This window comes from Solibacillus sp. FSL W7-1436 (genome assembly GCF_038007305.1).
Classification (GTDB): Bacteria; Bacillota; Bacilli; order Bacillales_A; family Planococcaceae; genus Solibacillus.
In genome coordinates, this window is sequence record NZ_JBBOWV010000001.1 from 3318681 (window position 1) to 3340155 (window position 21475).

The 21475-nt window shown below is 36.0% G+C and carries 23 protein-coding genes; 9 read left to right on the forward strand and 14 right to left on the reverse strand.

What is annotated here, in order from left to right:
* Positions 1-287: 287 nt before the first annotated feature.
* The 5 genes from MKX73_RS16375 to MKX73_RS16395 all read right to left on the reverse strand — a co-directional run bounded on the left by MKX73_RS16375 (position 288) and on the right by MKX73_RS16395 (position 5000).
* Complete coding sequence (locus MKX73_RS16375) at positions 288-1565, reverse strand: IS110 family transposase (RefSeq protein ID WP_340717204.1); 1278 nt, start codon at positions 1563-1565, stop codon at positions 288-290.
* A 272-nt stretch (positions 1566-1837) separates the two neighbouring features.
* The gene (locus MKX73_RS16380) at positions 1838-2431 is read right to left on the reverse strand and encodes a YpjP family protein (protein ID WP_079526847.1); all 594 of its coding nucleotides are present in this window, start codon (positions 2429-2431) and stop codon (positions 1838-1840) included.
* A 482-nt stretch (positions 2432-2913) separates the two neighbouring features.
* Positions 2914-3219: a hypothetical protein gene (locus MKX73_RS16385; protein ID WP_340718367.1), complete on the reverse strand. Its 306-nt coding sequence runs from the start codon at positions 3217-3219 to the stop codon at positions 2914-2916.
* On the reverse strand, positions 3216-4124 hold the full coding sequence (locus tag MKX73_RS16390; protein WP_340718368.1) for a replication-relaxation family protein: 909 nt from the start codon (positions 4122-4124) through the stop codon (positions 3216-3218). Before MKX73_RS16390 ends, MKX73_RS16385 begins: the two co-directional genes overlap by 4 nt.
* A gap of 597 nt (positions 4125-4721) precedes the next feature.
* Positions 4722-5000 carry a hypothetical protein gene (locus tag MKX73_RS16395; RefSeq protein ID WP_340718369.1) on the reverse strand — a complete coding sequence of 93 codons (279 nt, stop codon included), beginning with the start codon at positions 4998-5000 and terminating at the stop codon, positions 4722-4724.
* 486 nt (positions 5001-5486) lie between these two features.
* On the opposite strand from MKX73_RS16395, the gene MKX73_RS16405 reads away from it, so the two are divergent.
* Positions 5487-5663 carry a hypothetical protein gene (locus MKX73_RS16405; RefSeq protein WP_340718370.1) on the forward strand — a complete coding sequence of 59 codons (177 nt, stop codon included), beginning with the start codon at positions 5487-5489 and terminating at the stop codon, positions 5661-5663.
* 143 nt (positions 5664-5806) lie between these two features.
* Here MKX73_RS16405 and MKX73_RS16410 read toward each other — a convergent pair whose 3' ends face one another.
* Entirely contained in the window at positions 5807-6136 is a 330-nt protein-coding gene (locus tag MKX73_RS16410; RefSeq protein WP_340718371.1) for an aconitate hydratase, read from the reverse strand.
* A gap of 226 nt (positions 6137-6362) precedes the next feature.
* A complete protein-coding gene (locus MKX73_RS16415) occupies positions 6363-7055 on the reverse strand; it encodes a hypothetical protein (protein ID WP_340718372.1) in 693 nt (230 codons plus the stop codon).
* A 135-nt stretch (positions 7056-7190) separates the two neighbouring features.
* Between MKX73_RS16415 and MKX73_RS16420 the strand changes: the two genes are divergently transcribed.
* The gene (locus tag MKX73_RS16420; protein ID WP_340718373.1) at positions 7191-7727 is read left to right on the forward strand and encodes a carbamoyl-phosphate synthase small subunit; all 537 of its coding nucleotides are present in this window, start codon (positions 7191-7193) and stop codon (positions 7725-7727) included.
* Between the two features lie 299 nt (positions 7728-8026).
* Here MKX73_RS16420 and MKX73_RS16425 read toward each other — a convergent pair whose 3' ends face one another.
* From MKX73_RS16425 to MKX73_RS16435, 3 genes are all read right to left on the reverse strand, one after another.
* Positions 8027-8482, reverse strand: a complete 456-nt coding sequence (locus MKX73_RS16425; protein ID WP_340718374.1) for a hypothetical protein — start codon at positions 8480-8482, stop codon at positions 8027-8029.
* Between the two features lie 536 nt (positions 8483-9018).
* Entirely contained in the window at positions 9019-9600 is a 582-nt protein-coding gene (locus MKX73_RS16430; RefSeq protein ID WP_340718375.1) for a hypothetical protein, read from the reverse strand.
* A gap of 92 nt (positions 9601-9692) precedes the next feature.
* Positions 9693-10493: an RHS repeat-associated core domain-containing protein gene (locus MKX73_RS16435; protein WP_340718376.1), complete on the reverse strand. Its 801-nt coding sequence runs from the start codon at positions 10491-10493 to the stop codon at positions 9693-9695.
* A 500-nt stretch (positions 10494-10993) separates the two neighbouring features.
* Between MKX73_RS16435 and MKX73_RS16440 the strand changes: the two genes are divergently transcribed.
* Positions 10994-12049, forward strand: coding sequence for a nucleoid-associated protein (locus MKX73_RS16440; RefSeq protein ID WP_340718377.1), 1056 nt, complete (start codon positions 10994-10996; stop codon positions 12047-12049).
* Between the two features lie 64 nt (positions 12050-12113).
* Here MKX73_RS16440 and MKX73_RS16445 read toward each other — a convergent pair whose 3' ends face one another.
* From MKX73_RS16445 to rsgA, 3 genes are all read right to left on the reverse strand, one after another.
* Complete coding sequence (locus MKX73_RS16445) at positions 12114-13910, reverse strand: M3 family oligoendopeptidase (RefSeq protein WP_340718379.1); 1797 nt, start codon at positions 13908-13910, stop codon at positions 12114-12116.
* 124 nt (positions 13911-14034) lie between these two features.
* A complete protein-coding gene (gene cls / locus MKX73_RS16450) occupies positions 14035-15483 on the reverse strand; it encodes a cardiolipin synthase (RefSeq protein WP_340718380.1) in 1449 nt (482 codons plus the stop codon).
* Between the two features lie 395 nt (positions 15484-15878).
* Positions 15879-16940, reverse strand: a complete 1062-nt coding sequence (rsgA, locus tag MKX73_RS16455; protein WP_340718381.1) for a ribosome small subunit-dependent GTPase A — start codon at positions 16938-16940, stop codon at positions 15879-15881.
* A 368-nt stretch (positions 16941-17308) separates the two neighbouring features.
* Here rsgA and MKX73_RS16460 point away from each other — a divergent pair, with 368 nt between their 5' ends.
* The 6 genes from MKX73_RS16460 to MKX73_RS16485 all read left to right on the forward strand — a co-directional run bounded on the left by MKX73_RS16460 (position 17309) and on the right by MKX73_RS16485 (position 20701).
* Positions 17309-17824, forward strand: coding sequence for a GNAT family N-acetyltransferase (locus MKX73_RS16460; RefSeq protein ID WP_340718382.1), 516 nt, complete (start codon positions 17309-17311; stop codon positions 17822-17824).
* A gap of 9 nt (positions 17825-17833) precedes the next feature.
* A complete protein-coding gene (locus tag MKX73_RS16465; RefSeq protein ID WP_340718383.1) occupies positions 17834-18436 on the forward strand; it encodes an FMN-binding negative transcriptional regulator in 603 nt (200 codons plus the stop codon).
* Positions 18437-18569: 133 nt separating this feature from the next.
* Positions 18570-19097, forward strand: coding sequence for a YceI family protein (locus MKX73_RS16470; RefSeq protein ID WP_340718384.1), 528 nt, complete (start codon positions 18570-18572; stop codon positions 19095-19097).
* A gap of 116 nt (positions 19098-19213) precedes the next feature.
* Positions 19214-19759 carry a DUF5412 family protein gene (locus MKX73_RS16475; RefSeq protein ID WP_079526865.1) on the forward strand — a complete coding sequence of 182 codons (546 nt, stop codon included), beginning with the start codon at positions 19214-19216 and terminating at the stop codon, positions 19757-19759.
* A 5-nt stretch (positions 19760-19764) separates the two neighbouring features.
* Positions 19765-20436 (forward strand): HAD hydrolase-like protein, encoded by a 672-nt coding sequence (locus tag MKX73_RS16480; RefSeq protein WP_340718385.1) that lies wholly within the window; start codon positions 19765-19767, stop codon positions 20434-20436.
* A 1-nt stretch (position 20437) separates the two neighbouring features.
* Positions 20438-20701 carry a translation initiation factor 2 gene (locus MKX73_RS16485; RefSeq protein ID WP_340718386.1) on the forward strand — a complete coding sequence of 88 codons (264 nt, stop codon included), beginning with the start codon at positions 20438-20440 and terminating at the stop codon, positions 20699-20701.
* Between the two features lie 67 nt (positions 20702-20768).
* On the opposite strand, the gene MKX73_RS16490 is transcribed toward MKX73_RS16485, so the two are convergent.
* A complete protein-coding gene (locus MKX73_RS16490; protein ID WP_340718387.1) occupies positions 20769-21452 on the reverse strand; it encodes a hypothetical protein in 684 nt (227 codons plus the stop codon).
* Between the last annotated feature and the right edge of the window lie 23 nt (positions 21453-21475).

Consider the following 21475-nt stretch of genomic DNA (forward strand, 5'->3'; position numbering starts at 1 on the left):
TGTCCGAACGCTTCGCTAAAGGACAAACCATTATATGGTAATGTTTCTCCTAATCCAGTGCAGTATTTTGATGCACTTTTGGATCTCTGCGTAGCTTATGATGACGGACCCTCCCATGTCTCTAGGCGTCTTTTTGCGCGTACATTCCTTCGTTCGGTCTATTCATAAGGCAGAGGCTGGCGATGCTCCTTTGTGGACTCAATTGAATTCATTCAACGGTCGGATGGTGAAAATAATGCCGGCTTCTCCGTGTCATCCTCTTGTTTTTGACTTCTGTTGGTGGCGTTTTAGGCAGCCGTTTGAAGACGGGCGAAATCGTTCATCATTTGGTGTTCGTTAAACAATGTTTTTCTCTTGCACAAGGCATGTAAAACTTTCAATAACTTGCCACACAGTACCACAATTGATTGCTTCTTTCGGAGCGGATTGACCGTGCGCGTTGTGTAATATTCATGTAATTGCTTAAAGGCTGGATTATGCAAGATTAACGGCATCATGACTCGGAACAGAAGGGCGCGTAGTTTTCTTCTACCTCGCTTGGAAATCCGTTTTTGTCCTTTTTGCTGACCAGAAGAGTTTTCACGCAATGTGAGTCCCGCTAGTTTAATTAATTGGCGTGGATGTGTATATTGCGCTAAAGAACCAACCTCTGATAGTAAATCGACAATCGTGACATCCCCGATTCCAGGTACCGATGCTAAATATTCATATTCCATCATTTGTTTGGCTAGCTCTACGAGCTGAGCTGTTAATTCGTCAAGTTGAGCGTGCATCAATTTATGCTGTGAAAGAAGCGTGGCGATTTCGAATTTGGCCATCACTAAACCTTCTGTCAGCCCAATTGAGCTTTCTGCAACCTCGACTAATTGCTTTGCCTTAGGTAGCTGTGGGCTTTTCATGCCGTCTACCTGGCGATATAAAAATAGTAATTCTTCTGGTGATTTTCCTACAATATCTGTTGGCAACGGTGTCATTTCGAGCACCGCATAGGCCATTTTCCCAAAGCTTTTAAACACTTGTGTGAATTCAGGGAAAAAGCGATCCAACCAACGAATAATGCGATTTTGTAAGGCATTTAAATCTTCTTGAATCTTTGAACGTAATGTTGCTCCATTTCGTAACTCAGCCTCGATTCCTTCGAGATGACGGGGATAGCTGAAACGACCGTCTCTCATAAGGCGAGCAATGACTAGCGCATCCTTTTGGTCATTCTTCGTTTGCAGGTTGTCATCTAATTCCTTCGAGCGATTAACGTGCATTGGATTAACCATTACGAATGGAATTCCATAGTTCGTCAAAAACGCAGCTAAGTTCATCCAGTAATGGCCTGTTGGCTCAAACCCAATGAGAATTTCTTGTTTGTCATAAGCTGCTTTGAGCGCCATTAGGCGTTCATAAAAGTTTTCAAACCCAATACGTGATTGCATGATTGGAAATGATTTTTGGAGCACACGACCTCGATCATCAATTGCACAAGCATAATGTTTATGTTTAGCAATGTCGATGCCGATAACTAGAGTATTTTCAGAAACTTGATTAATTTTGTCATTCGTATTAAAATTCATTGGAATGGGTCCTCCCTGTAGATGTATGAGTCAATGACCGTTGACACTCAAGCATCATACAGGAGGGCTTTTTTGTTTTCAAGTCCCCGAAAATCTTTCTAACAGGAATGCTCCTTAAATTAAAGGTTGGCCAATCGGAGACTATTTAAGCTTTTGTCCCTTAGATTTCTTTTGGTAATGGATGGAAAGCATAGTTTTGAGAAGCTAGTATTGTGAGAAATATTTGTGTACATAAAAAAAACACCCGACCAGTAGGCGGGTGCTGAATCTTGCTATGATAACCATTTAGGCGGTGTGTTTTTGCTCCAGTAAATCTCGCCAAGGTCGTAATGCTTTGAGTAGTTGTCTTCAAACGTATGATAGTGGAAATTATAGTAGTAGCCATCAAAAGGACGGTTCTCTGTTCGTACATGGAATCGGATTACGTCTGTTTTTGATTTACTGTCAACAATGTGGAAGATTTTTTCCGAGTAATCACCACTTGGTTTTTCGGAAACCGTTAAGTTACGCAGTTTTTCATCACCAACTCGTTCCACTGTCATTGCAATAGCCTCTTCGATTTTCGGAAAAATATCAGTTTCGAATTGTTGTTCAATAACCGGTCCGACTTTTGTTCCAAATTTTATGTATGATTGTTCTTTTGCAGCAGACACAAAGTCATCCGTAGTTGGCAGGGGTTTTTCATCAACGATAATATCATCCAACTGATAGGCAGCTGAAATATGGTTGTCGCTTGGACGATCCAATACCGATTTGCCATGACGATCTTCATCAAAATTCGCCCAAATTTCATGTTTTGGTGTAATTAAACCAAACGATAATAACGCGACAGAAACAACGAGAGATTTGTAAATCCATTTCTTCAAGTCTATCACCCACTTTTATTATGTATAATTTTAAAACGCTCTTACTTATATATACGAATATTATAACAAATAGTTTCATCTTTATTGTAAACATTGTACAATAAAAAAGGAAGATATTGTAGGTTATATTAAGGGAGGTTTTAAAAAATGGACATTGTTATGGGTCTTGGATTATTACTAATGCTTGGGTATATGACTTCTTTATGCTTCACGGACTAATAACTTTATTATGCACTAAGCAACATTATTACGCCCTAGAATCCTTTATTCATCATATTTCTAGGGTATCTCTTATTTCATCAACTTTGCAGAATATAGCAAAATGATGTTTCTTTTTGGGGCAGTTTATGTCTGTTTGGGACAATGAATTGGGGCAATTTGGGGCTAGCCCCACAATTAAAATTCACGCTTTGGTGGGCATGTTTATATGGATGAAAAAAGCAGAACTCTACAATTGTCGTAGACGATCTGCCTAATGTGTTCTAAGCTATTTGTTTTTCAATTATATCAGATAGCTTTTGTATTCTGTAAGCTATCTCCAACGATTCTTCTTCACTCTTTTCTCCATGTGCTTCTACTTCCTCTGATGAAATTCCGGGATAATTAAATACTTTTTCCTTAAAAATTAATTTGTTTAATAAATTTTCTTTAGTTAGAGATTTTAATTCTACAAGCTCTTCCATAATTTCAATTAATACCGATTTCTCAATTTCAACTACCACTTCAAGCGCTCCTTCTTCCTCGTTTTTTTCTAATACTTTATTTCGCCCACACACCATACGTTTCATTTAATATCAACCCCTGTTTTGTAATATGTCACTATGACTTCTTCAGTATTATTACTAGCTAATGCACGGTTTTTATAATATGTTTCAATTTCAAATTGCAATGGTAATTCCTTAATACAGTCAACTGGATAAAGCATCAAATTAACCTCATTGTAATCATCCCCAAAAACCTCCTTAAAAGCGGAGCGAATAGTAGCCCATCTTCGTTTATAGGCTCTAGGTGGCAATCCTGATTGAGCTACAAACAAAATTGAATCAAATGGCAGCGGTAAATTTCTTTCAACACAATAATTAAAATAGTTTTTATAACGAATGAATTTATCGATCAATTGTTTACTCCATTCCGTAGAACGGTCTACCTCTAATGCGATTGGCTTTCTCCCTATATAAATCATGGAATCCGGACGCAATTTCAATTTTTCACCTTTGTATGTAAAACTGATTGATGAATAATGAGATGTTTTATACGTAACACCATAATTCATAATCAATTTATGTTCAGTTTCTATTTGTTGATAGGCCTCTTGTGTCATTAAAAAATGATCTACTTGTTTTAAGGGCGGTTTATAAAATTCGTATGGAATATCCCAGTAGGTTGTTTCATCATGATGTGGAAGTGTACCTGTCCCGTTTACACCCACATCAATGTCTAAAAGTCCTTTAATATATTCCAGTCCTCTTGGAGTAAGATAATAAAGAAATAATTCCTTATCTAAATATCTTACTGTTTTATATGTTACCAATGATTTTTTTCTTAGTTTGCTTAGTAGCCCATATACGTATTTTTCATTCGAATAAGTTATGTCATTTTTCTTGTAAAGAAATTTCGTGATATACGATTGGATTGATCCACGGTACCGAAATAAAATACTTAAAATAAATTGTTCGTTTGGGGTTAAATGCATTCGAATCAAACACCTCTTTACATTAATATTATCGCGGTTATTTTACCTATTGCTAAACTAATTAAAATCATTGGTACCACTGCATTTCAGGCTTCATTAATGCCTATAACCTGGCAGTTACTCAGTAATTGTCTTGGTAATCGTTTAAGTATGCGTATGAGTAATTCCTCATACCAAGCTTTACTAAGTCTCAGCTAAAATTTCAAAATCCTGTTTAAAAAACAAAAAAACGAACAAGAAAAAATCTCGTTCGTTCAGCAGTTAATATGTAATTGAATTCTCCGCCAGACGTACGTTTTTTAAAAATGGGCATAGTTATCCATTTTCATAATTACACGTACCCCCAAAGGAGTAAAAAAAGTTCAAAGTCGTCTGACAAGCAAAATGTGTCGACATAATAAAAAGAAAAGTAGTGGTTAAATAATAACCTGTAATTTAATTATACATACTTCTAATTTATTTTAAATTAATTAAAGAAAATTAGAGGGAATTATTGTATTAAAGCATGAAATTACCAATCTAAAGGGCATTTTAGTGAACGAAAATAGCCTACCCAGATTGAGTAAGCTCTTTGTACATGTTAAAATAAAAAACGGATTATATTTCCTTAGTCGATGTTGGCGCATCGGCTTTTTTATTTTCTTTCATCACTATATCGAAAGTCATACTAGATGTTTTGTTTAATTCACTAACGGATTCCTTCATTTCATTTTTTAACGGCAGGAAAGCCATATCAATTAATCGTACCGTTCTTTCAATTTCTCCAATCGATAGAAATGCCATGCCTCCATCCTGGTCCCAACCTTTATATTTGATTTCATCAATGCGCTCCATTAATTTTGCTATTGCATCTTGTATCGTATCTAATTGAATCATTTGTGCATTTAACTGGTATGAACTCTTAACTGTCTCACCTGGTAATTTGTCATTGTTTCGAACTCAGACATGCAACTTTTTTTTAGTACTCATTTTTCATGCGTAAACGTTTAATTTCTGATTGCTTTGAAGGCGCTTGTGGCATTCACACAGATTCCACGTAGCACGCATATAATGATATTGTAAAGAACTAATTTAGATGCCGATTTAAAAACTGAAAAACAGGCTATTTATCAAGAACATGAAGGTCGTATTGGCTACCTTCGTATTCGAGGTGAACTAGCGAATCGTGGGGACGTATACAATTGTTCAAGCATGAGCTCGATACACTTTCGAACTCATCCCCAAACAGCTATGTGAAATAACCGTATCTAACTTTTAGGGTCACTTCAACACCATTTTGGGAGTATTTTATAGGTAAATAAAGATTTTTATTTTTATTGAATTAGTACATTATTAAGTCAAGATTAAAAAAGAGGGATAACTTTGAAAAAAATATTAGGTATTATATTACTTTTAATAGGCGCTAAAGTACTTACCATATATGTTTTCAATCTTCATTTTTCAGTGCAAATTATAGTGAAACTTATTGGAGCATTTTTATTCATTCAAGGTGGTCTCATGTTTTTCAATAAAAAAAATTCTAACAAAAAAATAAATTGAATTTTAATAAGGCACATGAGTCAAATTATGAAATGCATAGATTAAATAAACGTTCCCAAATGACTAGTTAAATAAATAAAATAAGTCCTCCACAACTAGTCTGTGGAAGGCTTTATTTTTCGGCTTTAAATTGTGTATTTGGGTTAGAAGTAATTTTCAACTTGGGTTTTACGAGCCTTGTTGGCATATCGGAGCACTATATCGTCCCCTGCCGTTGCGACTTGCACATCGCTAAAGTATTCATCTATAGTTCGCCACTCTACCACCCTTATTTTTTGTTGTGCTAGCTGATTTTTAAGTTCAATATATTCTTTGCGCAAATCCTTTATTAGCGTATCTATTAACGGCATAAAGACCACTTTCATTTTGAGCTGTTCTGCCTTTTGATAATCAAATTGAATGGATTTAACGGCTAGATCTACTAGTATATATCTGTGTAATAATTGTCTCTCATCAGCTTTAATTATGGCCACCAATCCCCTTTCTTAATTTACGTAAGAACACTCGTTTGTATATATGATAGAACGAACGTTTGCATTTTGGCAACATAGATTTTTTGATAAAAAAAGCCCACTACCAATTAAGGTAATGGGCATTAAGAAGCTTTGAATAAGTCCAAAAGGGCCTCTAAAACGCTACTCGAAGCGTTTTAGAGAGCTTTGTTTATATGATATAAGGAAGTTTATTACCATCTAATTTTCACCATTTAGGATAAGCAGTAATTACAACCCAGTTGTAGTTACTATAACCAGAGAAGCTTTTACCTCTTTCTAACACCACTTTCACTTTCTGGCCTTCTAGTTTACTATTCGCTTCTTTAGTGCAACGAGTTGGTCTCTCTTTTTGACACTTTAAATCTGTAGTACCGTTTACAACTTCTACTATAATATCCATAGTTGTCTCAGGATATCTTGGGTATTGAAATTGAGATTTTGGTTCGCCACCAATTTTTACAGAGTGCTTTTTGGTTCCGTCTGAATTAAGCATATGACCTTTAAAAGTGTGACAATAGCCATAAGCAGGTGTAAATTGCCCAAGTGGCAAAATAATTTTCGACCCTTGGCTTGAAGTTGCAACCTCATTTTTGAAAGCTGATACAGCGTAAGGCATAATAGAATCGTTTGTTTCTACCGTTCTAGTATAGGTACCTTCATCTTCAATAATTGTAAAAGTATCTTCCTCTTCTTCCGACATTTCATAATTATATATATCTAATTCTTGAGTTAATGGTAAGCTTGCTCTTGCTATATTATTAATACAAGCATCAGATGCTTGATCCCTAACCATTTCCGCGAACATGCCTGGATCTGCGCTAACAGACTTAGGGCTTGCAAGAAAAACGCTGCTAAATAGAAACATTAGCATGGTAAAGATAAAAAATACTTTTTTCATTATAATTCCTCCTAATATAAATACCAAAATTAATATAAAAATAGTATATTTATATAATATTACATATGATGGTAATATGCAACACTTACCAAAATTTTGATATAATAAGAGTGTACAGTTTAGAAGGAGGTTATTATGAGCTCAAAAGATAAAAATATACAAATAGAACTTACAACGGAAGAGAAAAATATGATTCTTACTGAATTAAACAAAGTATTGAACAGTGGCTTCAGAATATTAGGTTTTGATGGTGGAATGTCGTTTCCTCATTACCCATATTATTTATATTTTGGGGGTCCTGATAAAGAATTGAGACGGTATTCTGTTGGTATATTTACTATTTGGCTTGGGTATTGGAATACAGGATGCAGTTTCCGTTTTACTAAACAAAGTGAGTTATATAAGTATATTAAAGCTTTAATTGAATACCAGGAAGAAATCGAAAAAGATTTTCCTGTATTATTTAATTATATTGTTTCCTTTCTAATAGAGCTTACCGAAAGTTATGATTATGCGGAGGAAACACGTATGAAACCATATATTATTAAAATTGTTAAAGAAGATTTTCTTAATAAAAAATCATATTATAGAGAAAAATATAGAAATAGGATAAATTTTATTGAATTCCTTAAAGAACTTAAAGTTCGGGATTATGATAAACCATATGATTAAAATGTAAATCCTTACTTTAAGATTAATAAGAAGCATGACTTCATTAAATTTTTCTTCTTAAAACTCAAGAAATACCTTGGCACGAATAAAAAACGCGATTTTCTTAGTGAAGACGCGCGTCCGTTAACTGAAGATTATATTTTTAAATTTATTATAATACCTTCAATCACAGAAAATAAAATGAATAAATAGACAATACCCTACAATAAACTTTTAGTTCTTTTATATTCTCGTAAGAATATCTAAATGTTTCTTATTGAGAGTTATTCCACAATATGTTCCGATGGTAGAATAACAATCTAATTTTTGTTAAATAAAATGCCCGCTACCACTGGATTTTCAGTAGTAACGGGCTTTAATTTATTTTTTTCATTCACAATAGACATAGCAGCCAATGCTAAAATCTCATCGTTTGTAATAGTACGGTCATTTAACTTATCAAGCCAAGACTTATGCGCACGTTGTGCTTTGTTGTCTAAGATGCTTTTTACTGTGTCACTGAGTGATGGACTGGTATCCAATATCCGTACCTCCTTGTCCTCCGCAGGTGAAGTAGTTGTGGAAGGCTTTAATGTTTTACCTACTGCTTTTGCTAACTCACTTACAATAGCTTGACATATAGCATCAAAGTGTTTACGGTACAACGCCACGTCTACGCTGTCATTGACAAAGCATACTTCAATTAAATAGCAAGGTTTATTCGTACCTTTAATCAACGCATAATTGACAGACCTTAACCTTCTTGTTAATTTCATTTTTATAAACTCTCAAGTCAGGTGCTTTTCTTTTGCAAAAGTAACATGCGTTTTTTGAAATTTTTGGAGTCGATGAATTTATAATACTATATTTTATTTTTGTTAAAAATGACTTCAATTTAATTCCCCTTCCTGTGACAATCATACTAAGAAAACAGGAATTTTCCTTTAATAAGTTTTTGCCTAAATGCTTTCAATTGAAGTATGCACATCTGTTAATCTTCTGGTGGTGCCGCTTGTGGTGTTAATGGAATCATTATTGCAACAGATGCCGGTGTACCTCTATAAAAAGAGGGTGTACATAAATCCTAAATTGCTTTAACATTTAAAAATCAATCGTATCAAAAGCTTTAATACTGCACAAAATCATCTGAAGTATTTTGTACTAAAAAAAGCCTACCTTTATAAAAAAATTATAAAGGCAAGCTAAAGGGTACTTATAAATTTAACTGATTATATTTTAGAAACTCTAATCTTTGTATTGAATAACGATTGTCTCTTTTTCTATAAAAGGTGCAGTATTTTATGTTTATAAATTATTTGATATTTTTTAAATTTGTTATGAGTAATTTCATTTCATATTCCAGACTTGTCGTTGTTTTTAAGCTATCATCAATCGTTTCTGTAACGGCTGGAAAGACCGCTTTATCTATAGTATATTGTTTTAACTTTAAGTAATTTGCTATTGGGAAATCAGCTCCATCCCACATTTCCGCATAACCGACTAGACCAAACTCTGTGATGAGAGATTCTAAACTCGTTACTATCGATGACACGAATTTATCGTAATTACATGAAAATTTCACATCAATGAATGGTCGATGTTTTCTACTATCATCTTCATATTGTTTCACTGTAAAAAATAGATTTTCTTCAGTGCTTTTTATCTCGGAAATATTGAATTCCCACTCAATTAAACCGGGCTCTTGATGCCAACTACATTCTGTTTCATCTTCATAAAACTCTGGATCAATATCTGGATTCAACCGCACGATAGCTTCTAAAAATTCTTTCAATGCATCAGAAATACAACTAGCCTCAAATGAAAATTGTTGACTTGACGATTCCAGTTCGCATGTAGCCCAACCTGCATCTGTTATTTTATAATTAAATTTCATTTTTTCACCTTTTCATCTTTTATAGTAGATCTTGTTAGTTAGTCATTTTATTTCCCATTGAGCAGAATAAGCTGCTACCACTGAATTACCTATTACCAAGGGAAAGATGTTATTACTGACCTACCATTGGAACCTACAACAATTTTAACATTATTTAACTTTTTCTTACTACCTTTATAGCCACCCTGATACCCTACATTTTTATACCAAATCACATAATTCAATCTACCATCTTTTTGAAGTCTAGGCTTTTGATTTCCTTTTCTTCCCCAAGCTACATTAGTAGTCACTATTGGGTCTTCATTAAAGACACCATGATAAGGTTTAGAACGATTATTTTTCCCATGTTCACGAACATGTTTTACTCGATATGATGACCAAATCAAGGAGGCTTTCTTATCTTTTTTCACAAATTTCTTAGCAACTGTTGAAAATATGAATATAATAGCCCTAGCTCGTTCACCGTTTGGATCCACATTGGCAATAGGGTTATTATCTGCGTAGATATACCCATGCATAGATTTTGGAGTATTTAAATCCCCTATATATGAATCACGTGATAAGAACACCCCTGCATCAGAATTATAATATCTTCCTAATAAATAATACAAATTTGATTCCTTATCGTATCTATAGCCTGCATATCTATAAGGGTTTTCCATTGAAATATCGATATTCTCTTGATTGTCTAAATCTTTTTGTGATAAAATATTACCCCAAGAATCGTACGTGTACTCTGCAACAATATTACCTTGACTATCTAAGAGCGCTAGAACATCGCCTCGGAAATTAGTTAAATAATAATACACCTTTCCATTGTAAGCCATTGTTAGTGGAAAGCCGTCCGCATCATAGGTATATGACTTTATTGATGAACCATTTACCCCAGCCATGTTTTGAAGGAAGTTGAACATCACTTGGTAGAAGCAGGAATCCAAATAGGCTAATTAATAAAATAAAAGTCTAAAAGCTGTTGGTTTTTATTCTGTGAATTGGACAAGGGGCCCCCAAATGTTGGGGACCCCTTTAGTATTTAATAGATAGATTTATAAATAAATGAAAGTCTCAACCCGATCATCCGGGGAATTTATATTTATTCGGAGTGCACAACTCCAGTTTTAACCGCGGTAAAATTCTACTAATCTCTTCTAACTTAAGCAACATAGTCCCAACCTGCTACTATGTCCTTGCAGCCCTGAAGCTTGCGCCAGTGTGAATAAGTATCTTCAAAAACACTAGCAGAAATGCCAATTCATTTATAGCACTATCTAAAATAGCACAAAAACTATCATAACACATATGTTCGCGTTTGTAAACTAAGTTTGAGCCCGTGCAAAAATTCATAATGTCCGCTATACTTTAAAAATCGGAATTTAAAAGGAGCTATGTAAAGATGAATGAAGTTGAAACAACCTTATCAATCCAAATGAAACGGATGGCTGTTACATTGCTGGATATGCAGCAAAGCCGTTTTGTGTCCGCAAGTGAAACAATGGATTTATCCGCACTCCAATCTGAAGTGTACAGTCAGTTTTTTGAATCATACATAGATGCGACGATGAATAGCCCGAAATCTGTTGCATGCAAATTTTTAGACCGTGACAATGATATTCTGACGAAAATGAACCGTTATGCAGAATATCCTGATGACACACACTTCTTATCACTGGCCAATGATTTATCAAATAAACTGTATCAAATTATGCAAACGGTATCGAACAGTAACGGTTCAGTATTTGTCGCGCATATTGAACTTATTGGCGAAGATTATATTCTACTGTTAAAGCTGGATCCAAAAGATGCAGTACAGATTGATTTGGAAACATTGCATTTGAAAACGATCGAAAATATTTTGCCTGATGCATCCAGTCGTGTACAAAAATGTGCACTCATTCGAATGAATTATGATCCGCTTGAAGAAAATGTTTATGTATTGGATAAGCAATCGGATGGTGAACCGGCGAAGTTCTTTATGGAAACTTTCTTGCAGGCTACTCCGATTGCATCAGACAAAAAGAAAACAAAAATGCTCATGAAGGAATTATATGAGAAAATTGCGGAATCTCTAAACGAAGAGCAGACTCCCCAACTCCAAAGAGCGATTGACGAGGAATTTGAACACGGTAAATATATTGAGCTCGACGCATCGGTCCATAATATTTATGAAGCGATTGCCCCACCGGAGAATCGGGAAGATTTTGTTGAACAAGGTGCCAAATTGTTTATCAATGAATTCACTGACCGCAATCCTGACTTCACGCCTACATTTGAAGTGAAACGCGATGATTTGCATGTCGTTTATAAATCGGCTGAAGGTGAAATTCTTTTCCGTTATGATAAAGGATTGGACAATATTGATGTAAAGCACGATCAAGTAAGCGGTACGTATACGATCACGATACGCGATGCGGATACATTAGGATTTACGCTGCACAAAAAACCGCTATAAGTTTATTGATATTATAATAGGATATAAAAAAGGGGCTGTTTTTTTCACAGCCCCTTTTTGCAACCTATTTAGACGTTAAAGCGATAAATTCCTCGACATCTTTTTCACAAAGTGCGATTCCTTTTAACCAGAAATCTTCTTTCCTAATGTCTTCACCTAAATGCTTCATTGCCAATTCTTCGACTGTCATGATAGCTGTGTCACGCAACAGAGCCATATACTTCTCTTCGAAGCCCTTACCTTCTTCTTTTGCTTTCGCGTAAATGCTTAATGAGAACAAATAACCGAATGTGTACGGGAAGTTATAGAACGGTACACCTGTAATATAGAAGTGCATTTTAGATGCCCAGAAGTGCGGATGTGTTTCACCCAACCCGCCTGCATGTGCTTCAATTTGAGCTTCTTCCATAAGTTCGTTCAAGCGTTTCGTTGATACAATGCCTTTTTTGCGCTCATCATAAAAACGAGTTTCAAATAAGTAACGCGCATGGATATTCATAAAGAAGGCAACAGAACGTTGAATTTTATCTTCCAGTAATGCAATCTTTTCTTGTTCAGTTGCTGCTTCTTCAACTGCTGCATCGGCAACAATCATTTCTGCAAACGTTGAAGCTGTTTCAGCAACATTCATTGCATAGCGGCGGTTCAGTGGATGAACAGGGCGCAGTGCATATGAATGGAAAGCATGTCCCAGTTCATGTGCCAATGTCGAAACATTTGACATCGAGCCGGAGTATGTCATGAATATACGAGATTGCTCTGATAATGGCATTCCTGTACAGAAACCGCCAGGACGTTTATTATCACGGTCTTCTGCTTCGATCCACCCGTCTTCAAATGCTGTACGTGCAAAGCTTTCCATTTCCGAACCAAAGCGGCCAAAATGTTTTAAGATGAACTCGGCACCTTCCTGGTAGGACATCGTAGCTTTTGAATCCGTAACTGGTGCATCAAAGTCATACCAGTCCAATTGCTCTGTACCTAACAGACTTGCTTTATGCTGCAAATAACCTGCAAATGTCGCCTTACGAGATGTAATGGCACCCCACATCGCATCAATTGTTTCCTGTTTCATGCGGTTAATTTGTAGCGGCTCTTTTGTAACTGAGTCCCAGCCGCGCTTTTTATAGACGGCTAAACGGAAACCTGCCAAGTGATTCAATGTTTTGGCAAAGAACTCTTCACGCTCTGTAAACACTTCTTCCAATGCATCAAATGCCGCTTTTCGTACTGTGCGGTCTTTATGTGAACTTAAATTGTTTGCTTGCCCAACTGACAGTAATTTCTTTTCGCCATCCACTTCTACTTCCACTTTAATATCGCCGATCAGCATATTATAAAGTTGGCCCCAAGAACTGTATCCATCAACACCTAAAGCTGAAATTAGCGCTTCTTCTTCTTCGGATAATGACTCTTTCGATTTTTCGCGCCATTCCGTTAAGATGAATTCGAATTGAGCCAATTCTTCTGTCTGTAATAATGCTTCGAAAGTTGACTGTTCAATTTTACCCAATTTTTGATTGAAGCTTTCTAAGATTGGCGAAGAATTTGCCGCAATTCCGGATAATTGGCCTTGCAACAATAATGCCTCACGATCCGTTGTGTCTTGTGCAGTTAAGCAAGAAAGCACCGCCCCTGCCTGAGAAATGTGCAGCATTACTTCTTTGATGCTTTCCAAAATTGACTGGATTTCCAATGCCGCATCACTAGTTTGCGGAACTTCGAATTTGTCGACTTTTTCTTTCAATACTTCCAGTTTAGGAGACAAACTTTCAATATGCTCGATTAATTGCGGAGAAGCACTGCCGCCAGGGAAAAACACATCCAAATCCCAAACTTCAGGATATTTAACATTCACCATTTTATTACCCACTTTCTGAATTGTAGTTCAATTCTTATTTTACTAAAAAATAAGTTAAAATGCTCGGAAATATTTCGGTTTTAGAAATAAAAAAGCTAGCCTGTGTAATCGGCTAGCTCCGGCATTATAAAATCGGTGATAATAAACGCGAAACGGATTCTCGAATTTTCGTCCAAGTTTTGCGTTCGTCATATTGCTCTTTCGTTAATTCAAAACTGTCCTTAATATCTGCTTCAAACAGTTCTCTGCATTGTATCGCCAAATTTGCATCATATAGAATGGCGTTAATTTCAAAATTCAGGCTAAAACTGCGGACATCAATATTAGCCGTACCAATTGTCGCCACTTCATCGTCAATGACAATCATTTTTGCATGAAGGAAGCCCTTTTTATAACGGTACACTCGACCGCCAACCTCCAATAAGTCGCCGCTGTATGCTGAATTGGCTCCGTATACGAAAGCATGATCGGTTACTTCGGGCGTCATAATGCGCACATCAACGCCTGATGAAGCAGCAATTTGAACCGCATGCATAAATGGTTCGTCCGGTACAAAATATGGCGATTGAATATATACATACTTTTTGGCACTTAAAATCATCCGGATATAGCTGTTTTTAATCGATTCAAAATCCGTATCAGGGCCGCTCGATACGATTTGAACAGGTGTGTCCGCATCTACTGTAAAGGTTGGAAAATATCTTTGTTCGATTTCAGTCAGCTCTTCTTTTCTCGCCTGGTACCAGTCAAATAGAAAATGCGCCTGCATATTATAGACAGAATTACCCTCGATTCTCAAATGCGTATCGCGCCAGTACCCGATATCGTCATCCAGACAGGCATATTCATTTCCGACATTAAACCCGCCGATATATCCAACCTTACCGTCAATAATAATGAGTTTCCGGTGATTACGAAAATTGATACGTGGATTAAACAGCTTAAAATATGAAGAAAAATACGCTTCCACCTGCCCACCGGCATCCGTCAATTTTTTCAGATCCTTTTTGCGTAATGTCCGCGAACCTAAATCGTCGTACATCATCTGAACTTCAATGCCCTCTTTTGCTTTTTTGACGAGCGCATTAAAAATACTTTTCCCGACATCATCCATTTTATAAATATAGTACTGTATATGAATGGTCTGTTTTGCATTTTCGATATCTTCAATGACCGAACGGAATTTTTCTTTCCCTTCTGACAGTATTTTGACATCATTTTTCGAACTTAATAAAGAATGGTTATAATCGACGTTCATCTTAATTAATGCTTCATGCTTTTTAGTAATGGCATTCGGGAATTCGTATGTTCCTTCTTCCAACGCATTTTTTTGATCCTGAAATGCATCAAGGGATTCCTCCTGCTGTACCGCACGCCACCTTACAAAATGTTTCTTCTGTAAATTCCGTCCTAAAAGCAAATACAAAATAAAACCAAAAACCGGTAAGAAAAAGAGCACGAATATCCATGCCCATGTAGAGGAAGCGTTTTTTTTGCTGATGAATATTAATACGAGGGCAAGCAATATGTTTAATGCAAAAATGGTGACTGTTAAAATACCAGTGACTGTCATGAAATTCATCTCTTTTCATTATTTAATTATTAAGAGAAAGCAACTACTAAATGTTATAAATTACTAGTTTTTTCTACTATTTTACTATTCCCTGTAAATATGCATTTAAGTCCTATAAATGCATATTTTAAAGGAATCGATTCACTTTTTGGGTGAGAAATGTAATTACATTGAATACGAAAATACTGCTTACCTGATAAGTAAGCGATAACACTGTAAATACTTTTTTTACTAATCTTCAACCGGTTCGATTATGTTAAACAACAATAAAATAATAACGCTGTAATCCATTCACTCCACTTATTATAGCTCAATCTTCCTAACAATCAATGACTGTTCAAAGTTCCTGATTACATAAAAAAGCAGATGCACAAAACTGTGCATCTACTTATAAATTATCTCATTTTCTTTATGCTTTTTGATATTTGTTTCCATTTACGCTTTTCCGCAAGCTGGGCATCCGTATTCGCCTTTTTCTCGATATAAGCAAGTTCCCGCTGCAGTTTAAAGAAACTCGTTAACCTTGCAGCCTCAAGTGCTCCTTCTTCAACTGCCTGCAATACAGCACAACCGGGTTCATTTTTATGCTTACAATCGCGGAATCTGCAGTTTTCTGTAAGCTGTTCAATATCGGAAAAACTTGCATTTAGACTGTCTCCCTGATCCCATAGCTGCAACTCCCGCATTCCTGGAGTGTCAATTAGACAAGCACCGGATGGTAGAACAACAAGTTCCCGGTGTGTCGTTGTATGGCGACCTTTTGCATCATCTTCACGGATTGTGGACACTTTCATTTGTTCGGTATTTAACAAAGCATTCGTAAGTGTCGACTTCCCTGCACCGGAAGAACCGAGTAATGCCGCAGTTTTCCCTTCAGTTAACAACGCATTTAATGAAGCCATTCCTTCACCCGTCTGCGCACTCACCGTCAAAATATCCACACCGAAAGCAACCGATTCGATTTCTTTTAAATACGGTGTGACATTCTCACATAAATCCGCTTTCGTTAATACGATAACCGGTGTTGCCCCTGAATCCCATGCAGCTACTAAATAGCGTTCCAAACGGCGTATATTGAAGTCATCATTTAAACTCATAACAAGTAAAATGAGATCAACATTTGTTGCCACGATTTGTTCATCAACTTCTAGACCTGCCATTTTTCTTGTGAATTTAGATTTTCGATCAAATAAATAATGAATGATGGCACGCTCTTCTCCCGGCATTTGTTCAATAACAACAAAATCACCTACAGCGGGATAATCTTTTCTTGAAAAGGCGTGGTATGCAAAGTTGCCGGACACCGTTGCCAAATATTCACCCTGTTCTGTCAGGACACGGTAAGAATGTTTATGTTCGAGAATGACGCGTCCAACAAGCTTTGTCGTCATATCAATCGTTAATGTTTGTAATTGTGTTTCAAAAAATGCTGTAAAACCTAATTGTTGTAAATTCAATGGTATTGCCTCCTAATGGCGTATGATAGTATTTTTGTTTTTCAGGCAAACAAAAAAACCTTATGACCAGCAATTTTGCCCGTCATAAGGTTTCATACGCACAGTAAAGAAGCGTGACTCTTCTATATTAGAAGGCACTTTTGTGGCGAATGTCATATGACAAGCATAATTGCATTGATTCAATCTCATGTAATTTAGTCATATTCATCACCATCTTTCTCCATTAGTTAATCCAACTATAACAATAGATAGAATGTTTTGTCAATACAGTTTTCAACTATTTTTTACCAAAGTACCGGTTTACTTCTCTTTAAAAGATTGGGAAAATGTAAGCGTAGAAAAAACACATTTATTAAGGAGTAATTACAATGAACATTCAACTAATACAATGTACTACCGAAAATTTAGACGCTATACAAACAATCAGCCGCGATACATTTTACGAAACATTTCATGAGCAAAATAGCGATGACAGTTTGACAGCGTATTTGAACACAGCTTTTTCAGCAGTAAAACTGACAGCTGAGCTTGAAAATAAACACTCACTATTTAAGCTACTGTATGTAAATGAAGAGCTTGCAGGTTATTTAAAAGTTAATATAGATGAAGCCCAGTCCGAACAATTAGGGCCCGATACACTTGAAGTAGAGCGAATTTATATTCTAAGCCGTTTTCAGAAACTCGGTTTAGGGAAAGTATTGATGGATGAAGCGATCAAACTGGCCAATGAAATGAATAAAAACAAAATTTGGCTCGGTGTATGGGAAAAAAATATGAATGCCATCGCATTTTATGAAAAAGCGGGCTTTGAAAAAACAGGCTCCCATTCTTTTTTCATGGGTGAAGAAGAACAAATCGATTTTATTATGACAAAACATTTGTGAGGGAAAACGATGTACATTCCAAAGCAGTATCAGTTAACAGATGAGCAAAAGATTCATCAGATTATTAAGGAATATAGTTTTGCGACAGTTGTTTCCATTCATCAAGGGGTACCGGAAGCCACTCATTTACCGCTCTATTTAAGTGAAGATGGAAAGTTTCTATATGGTCATTTTGCACGTGCCAACACACAGTGGAAAGATATTCTCGATCAACAGGTGCTCGCAGTTTTTAATGGACCACATAGCTATATCTCCTCTTCCTGGTACGAAACAAAAGATTCAGTACCAACGTGGAATTATGTATCTATCCATGTAAAGGGGCTTGTCGAAATGATGGAGGATGAGGAAGAAATCCGGAGATCTCTTCACCATTTAATTGAGAAGTATGAAACTCCAAATAGCTCCTATGATGTAAATGATGTCGACTCCAAATATATGACCGGTTTATTGAAAGGCATTGTGCCGTTCAAATTACGAATAAGCACCATTGAAGCTGTTGCAAAATTGAGCCAAGGTCATTCGAAAGAACGCCAAAAACTTGTCATTGATGAATTACTAAAACGGAATGACGGTTTTGATGAAGATATCGCTAAATTAATGAGGGAAAATTAACGTATTGTAAAGTGTTAGAATTATTTAAATAGTCTTACATTTTAATTGACACCTTTCCCCTGATATGGTAAATTTATCTCGAATTCAAGGTAAAGAATTTCTTGGGTTTCATAATAGTTGGGAGGAATTTATCATGGCAAAATGGCAAATCGATCAGGCACACTCAACAATTGGTTTTGAAGTCAAGCATATGATGGTGTCGAAAGTAAAAGGTCAGTTTACTAATTACTCAGCGGATGTAGAAGTTGATAATTTAGAAGATTTAACATCGGCACAAATTGATATTACTATCGATACAACAAGTATTAATACAAGCAATGAAGATCGTGACAACCACTTAAAATCAGCGGAATTCTTTGATATTGAGCAATTCCCTGACATTAAATTCAAATCGACAAACATCACAAAAGATGGTGACGATTATAAAGTTTCAGGCGATTTGACGATTAAAGATGTAACAAAACCGGCAGTATTTGATGTGGAATATGGCGGTAAAGGAACAAACCCATGGGGTGTTGAAGTTTATGGTTTTGAAGCGGAAACAAAAATTGACCGTGAAGAATTCGGCCTTACATGGAATGCAGCACTTGAAACAGGCGGCGTATTAGTAGGTAAAGATATTAAGATTAAAGTGGAACTTGAATTAAACCCAGCACAATAATTATTAATGAACAGCCGTAGCTATTTTGGAAACGGCTGTTTTTTTCTTGCAACTTTCTATTTTTATCAGCGTCAAATGTTAAAACATTATTTTCCAGTTGATTGAGAGGTGCTTTTTTGCGGAATTTTTGGTCTGCCATTATGATCTTCAGTTTATGTCTTGCCTTTATCGGAGTTTGCTTTTATTTAATGCGAACTACTTTATGGACGTTTTCCTATACAACACTTATCGTTGTCGCTCTTCTTTTTGTGCTAATTATATATACGTTACTTCAGGAATATAAACAATTATCACGCTTAAAAAAAGCGGTTACCTTTGTTGTGAATACAACCTCCATTGTATTTACATCGATCATTATTTTATTTTTCGCATTAAAAATCGTTGTCTATTCATTTGGCGGTACAGAACATCTGTTAACATCCTTTTCACCAAAGATGGGTTATACTTTGGATTTCTATGCTTTTGATGCAGGGGCGATGGGATCGTTTGGTGTCCGAGGAGAACTCGATGGTCCTTTTGGATTTAAAAAGCAGATTTATTATGAAAAGCATGCCGAAGAAGCAAATATTCAATGGCTGACCGATGAGATTGTCGTTATTAATGGGCACGAACTCAATTTAAAAAACGGTGAAACATTTGGCTATACAATTAATACGAGGTGATGATAATGCAAACAGCAATTATTTTTGATATGGATGGCACTTTATTTCAAACAAATCTTATTTTAGAACCGGCGCTCGAGCGTACATTTGAGTATTTACGTCAAAATAATCTATGGTCAGGTGCTACACCTATTGAGAAATACCGAGAAATAATGGGTGTCCCTCTTAATGTTGTTTGGAAATCGTTGTGTCCCGATCATTCCGATAAAATTCGTGAAAAGAGCAATCAATATTTTCAGGCGGCACTTATTGAAGAAATCCGAAAAGGGAACGGTGCACTTTATGATAACGTATTGCCGACACTTCAATCGTTGAGTGAATCTTACCCCTTATTTATTGCGAGTAATGGCGAAACGGCTTATTTACAGGCAATTATGTCTGCTTACAATTTAGAACGGTGGATAAAGGGATGCTATAGTATTGATATAATTCCTTCAAAAAATAAATCCCTTCTTGTTGAACGAATATTGAAGGAACACAATATAGTCAGCGGTTTTGTCGTCGGTGACCGCGCATCCGATATTAACGCAGCGATTGATAATAATCTAATTCCCATTGCTGTAAACTTTGATTTTGCCCAACTTGAAGAACTAAAAAAAGCCCAACATATCGTTGAACAATTTCCGCAACTAATCGACATTGTGAAAACCTATCGAATACAAGTACTGGAGGGTTAACATGACAAATACGACTAAAAACTCCGATCTGCTTAAATTAAGCAGTATATTTGCGGTCATTGGACTACTATTAATTGTTTTTAACGGACGGATTGCCAATACACTCGGCTCTATTTGGATACAATCTCTCGGAGGTATGTCGGATACGAATGAATACATATTTATAAAGACGAGTTACGCCAATGCATCCCTTGTGATCGGCGGGATAATATTGAGCATCAGTTTAATCGCAATGCTGTTCAGCTGGTATCAGATTAGAAGTTAGTAATTTTTACAAAACAAAAGCATCGACTTTGGAATCGATGCTTTTCTTTCATAAATAGCGATGAAATTTATTTGTTATTACTTTTATATTTTTCGTGTACGGATGTTTCCTGTACCGGTTCGTCAGGTATACGGTTATACGATTCTTTCTCGGTCTCTACATTTGTTTCCTGTTGCTGATTCCCTTCACCATGACTGCGTTCATTATAAGACTTCATCTCTTCGTCATTTCTTTCATCAGGTAAACGATTGTAGGACTCTTTCACGGTTTCAACAGATTTGTCTGTATGTCCGTTCCCTTCCACATGACTTCTCTCATTATAATTTTTCATTTCTTCATCATTACGTTCATCCGGTAAACGGTTATAGGATTCCTTTACAGTTTCAACAGATTTGTCTATATGTCCGGTCCCTTCTACATGGCTGCGTTCATTGTAGTCTTTCATTTTTTCTTCATCACGCTCATCTGGTAAGCGGTTGTATGATTCTTTATTCGTTTCTAGGCTTTTTTTTTCCTCGTTTCCTTCGACATGACTGCGTTCATTATAATTTTCCATTTCCTTATCATCACGCTCATCCGGTAAACGGTTAAACGATTCTTTATTTGTTTTAAGCAATAAATCATCTTTCATTGATTCGTTTTGTACATTTACGTGATTCGTTTCATCAAATTTTTCTACTTTCTCGTCTTTACGTTCATCAGGTAAGCGGTTATATGATTTTTTGTTTGTTTCAGATTCTTTGTTTCCCATTTTGCATTCCTCCTACTATTTCC

What these genes read in the sequence shown, in the direction of transcription:
- MKX73_RS16390 (WP_340718368.1), bottom strand. Translation starts at nt 4,124, where the DNA reads ATGCATTTAACCCCAAACGAACAATTTATTTTAAGTATTTTATTTCGG.
- MKX73_RS16425 (WP_340718374.1), bottom strand. Translation starts at nt 8,482, where the DNA reads ATGAAATTAACAAGAAGGTTAAGGTCTGTCAATTATGCGTTGATTAAA.
- cls (WP_340718380.1), bottom strand. Translation starts at nt 15,483, where the DNA reads ATGACAGTCACTGGTATTTTAACAGTCACCATTTTTGCATTAAACATA.
- MKX73_RS16460 (WP_340718382.1), top strand. Translation starts at nt 17,309, where the DNA reads ATGAACATTCAACTAATACAATGTACTACCGAAAATTTAGACGCTATA.
- MKX73_RS16445 (WP_340718379.1), bottom strand. Translation starts at nt 13,910, where the DNA reads ATGGTGAATGTTAAATATCCTGAAGTTTGGGATTTGGATGTGTTTTTC.
- MKX73_RS16490 (WP_340718387.1), bottom strand. Translation starts at nt 21,452, where the DNA reads ATGGGAAACAAAGAATCTGAAACAAACAAAAAATCATATAACCGCTTA.
- MKX73_RS16395 (WP_340718369.1), bottom strand. Translation starts at nt 5,000, where the DNA reads ATGATTCAATTAGATACGATACAAGATGCAATAGCAAAATTAATGGAG.
- MKX73_RS16430 (WP_340718375.1), bottom strand. Translation starts at nt 9,600, where the DNA reads ATGAAATTTAATTATAAAATAACAGATGCAGGTTGGGCTACATGCGAA.
- MKX73_RS16385 (WP_340718367.1), bottom strand. Translation starts at nt 3,219, where the DNA reads ATGAAACGTATGGTGTGTGGGCGAAATAAAGTATTAGAAAAAAACGAG.
- MKX73_RS16480 (WP_340718385.1), top strand. Translation starts at nt 19,765, where the DNA reads ATGCAAACAGCAATTATTTTTGATATGGATGGCACTTTATTTCAAACA.
- MKX73_RS16465 (WP_340718383.1), top strand. Translation starts at nt 17,834, where the DNA reads ATGTACATTCCAAAGCAGTATCAGTTAACAGATGAGCAAAAGATTCAT.
- MKX73_RS16375 (WP_340717204.1), bottom strand. Translation starts at nt 1,565, where the DNA reads ATGAATTTTAATACGAATGACAAAATTAATCAAGTTTCTGAAAATACT.
- MKX73_RS16435 (WP_340718376.1), bottom strand. Translation starts at nt 10,493, where the DNA reads ATGGCTGGGGTAAATGGTTCATCAATAAAGTCATATACCTATGATGCG.
- MKX73_RS16485 (WP_340718386.1), top strand. Translation starts at nt 20,438, where the DNA reads ATGACAAATACGACTAAAAACTCCGATCTGCTTAAATTAAGCAGTATA.
- MKX73_RS16470 (WP_340718384.1), top strand. Translation starts at nt 18,570, where the DNA reads ATGGCAAAATGGCAAATCGATCAGGCACACTCAACAATTGGTTTTGAA.
- MKX73_RS16420 (WP_340718373.1), top strand. Translation starts at nt 7,191, where the DNA reads ATGAGCTCAAAAGATAAAAATATACAAATAGAACTTACAACGGAAGAG.
- MKX73_RS16415 (WP_340718372.1), bottom strand. Translation starts at nt 7,055, where the DNA reads ATGAAAAAAGTATTTTTTATCTTTACCATGCTAATGTTTCTATTTAGC.
- MKX73_RS16440 (WP_340718377.1), top strand. Translation starts at nt 10,994, where the DNA reads ATGAATGAAGTTGAAACAACCTTATCAATCCAAATGAAACGGATGGCT.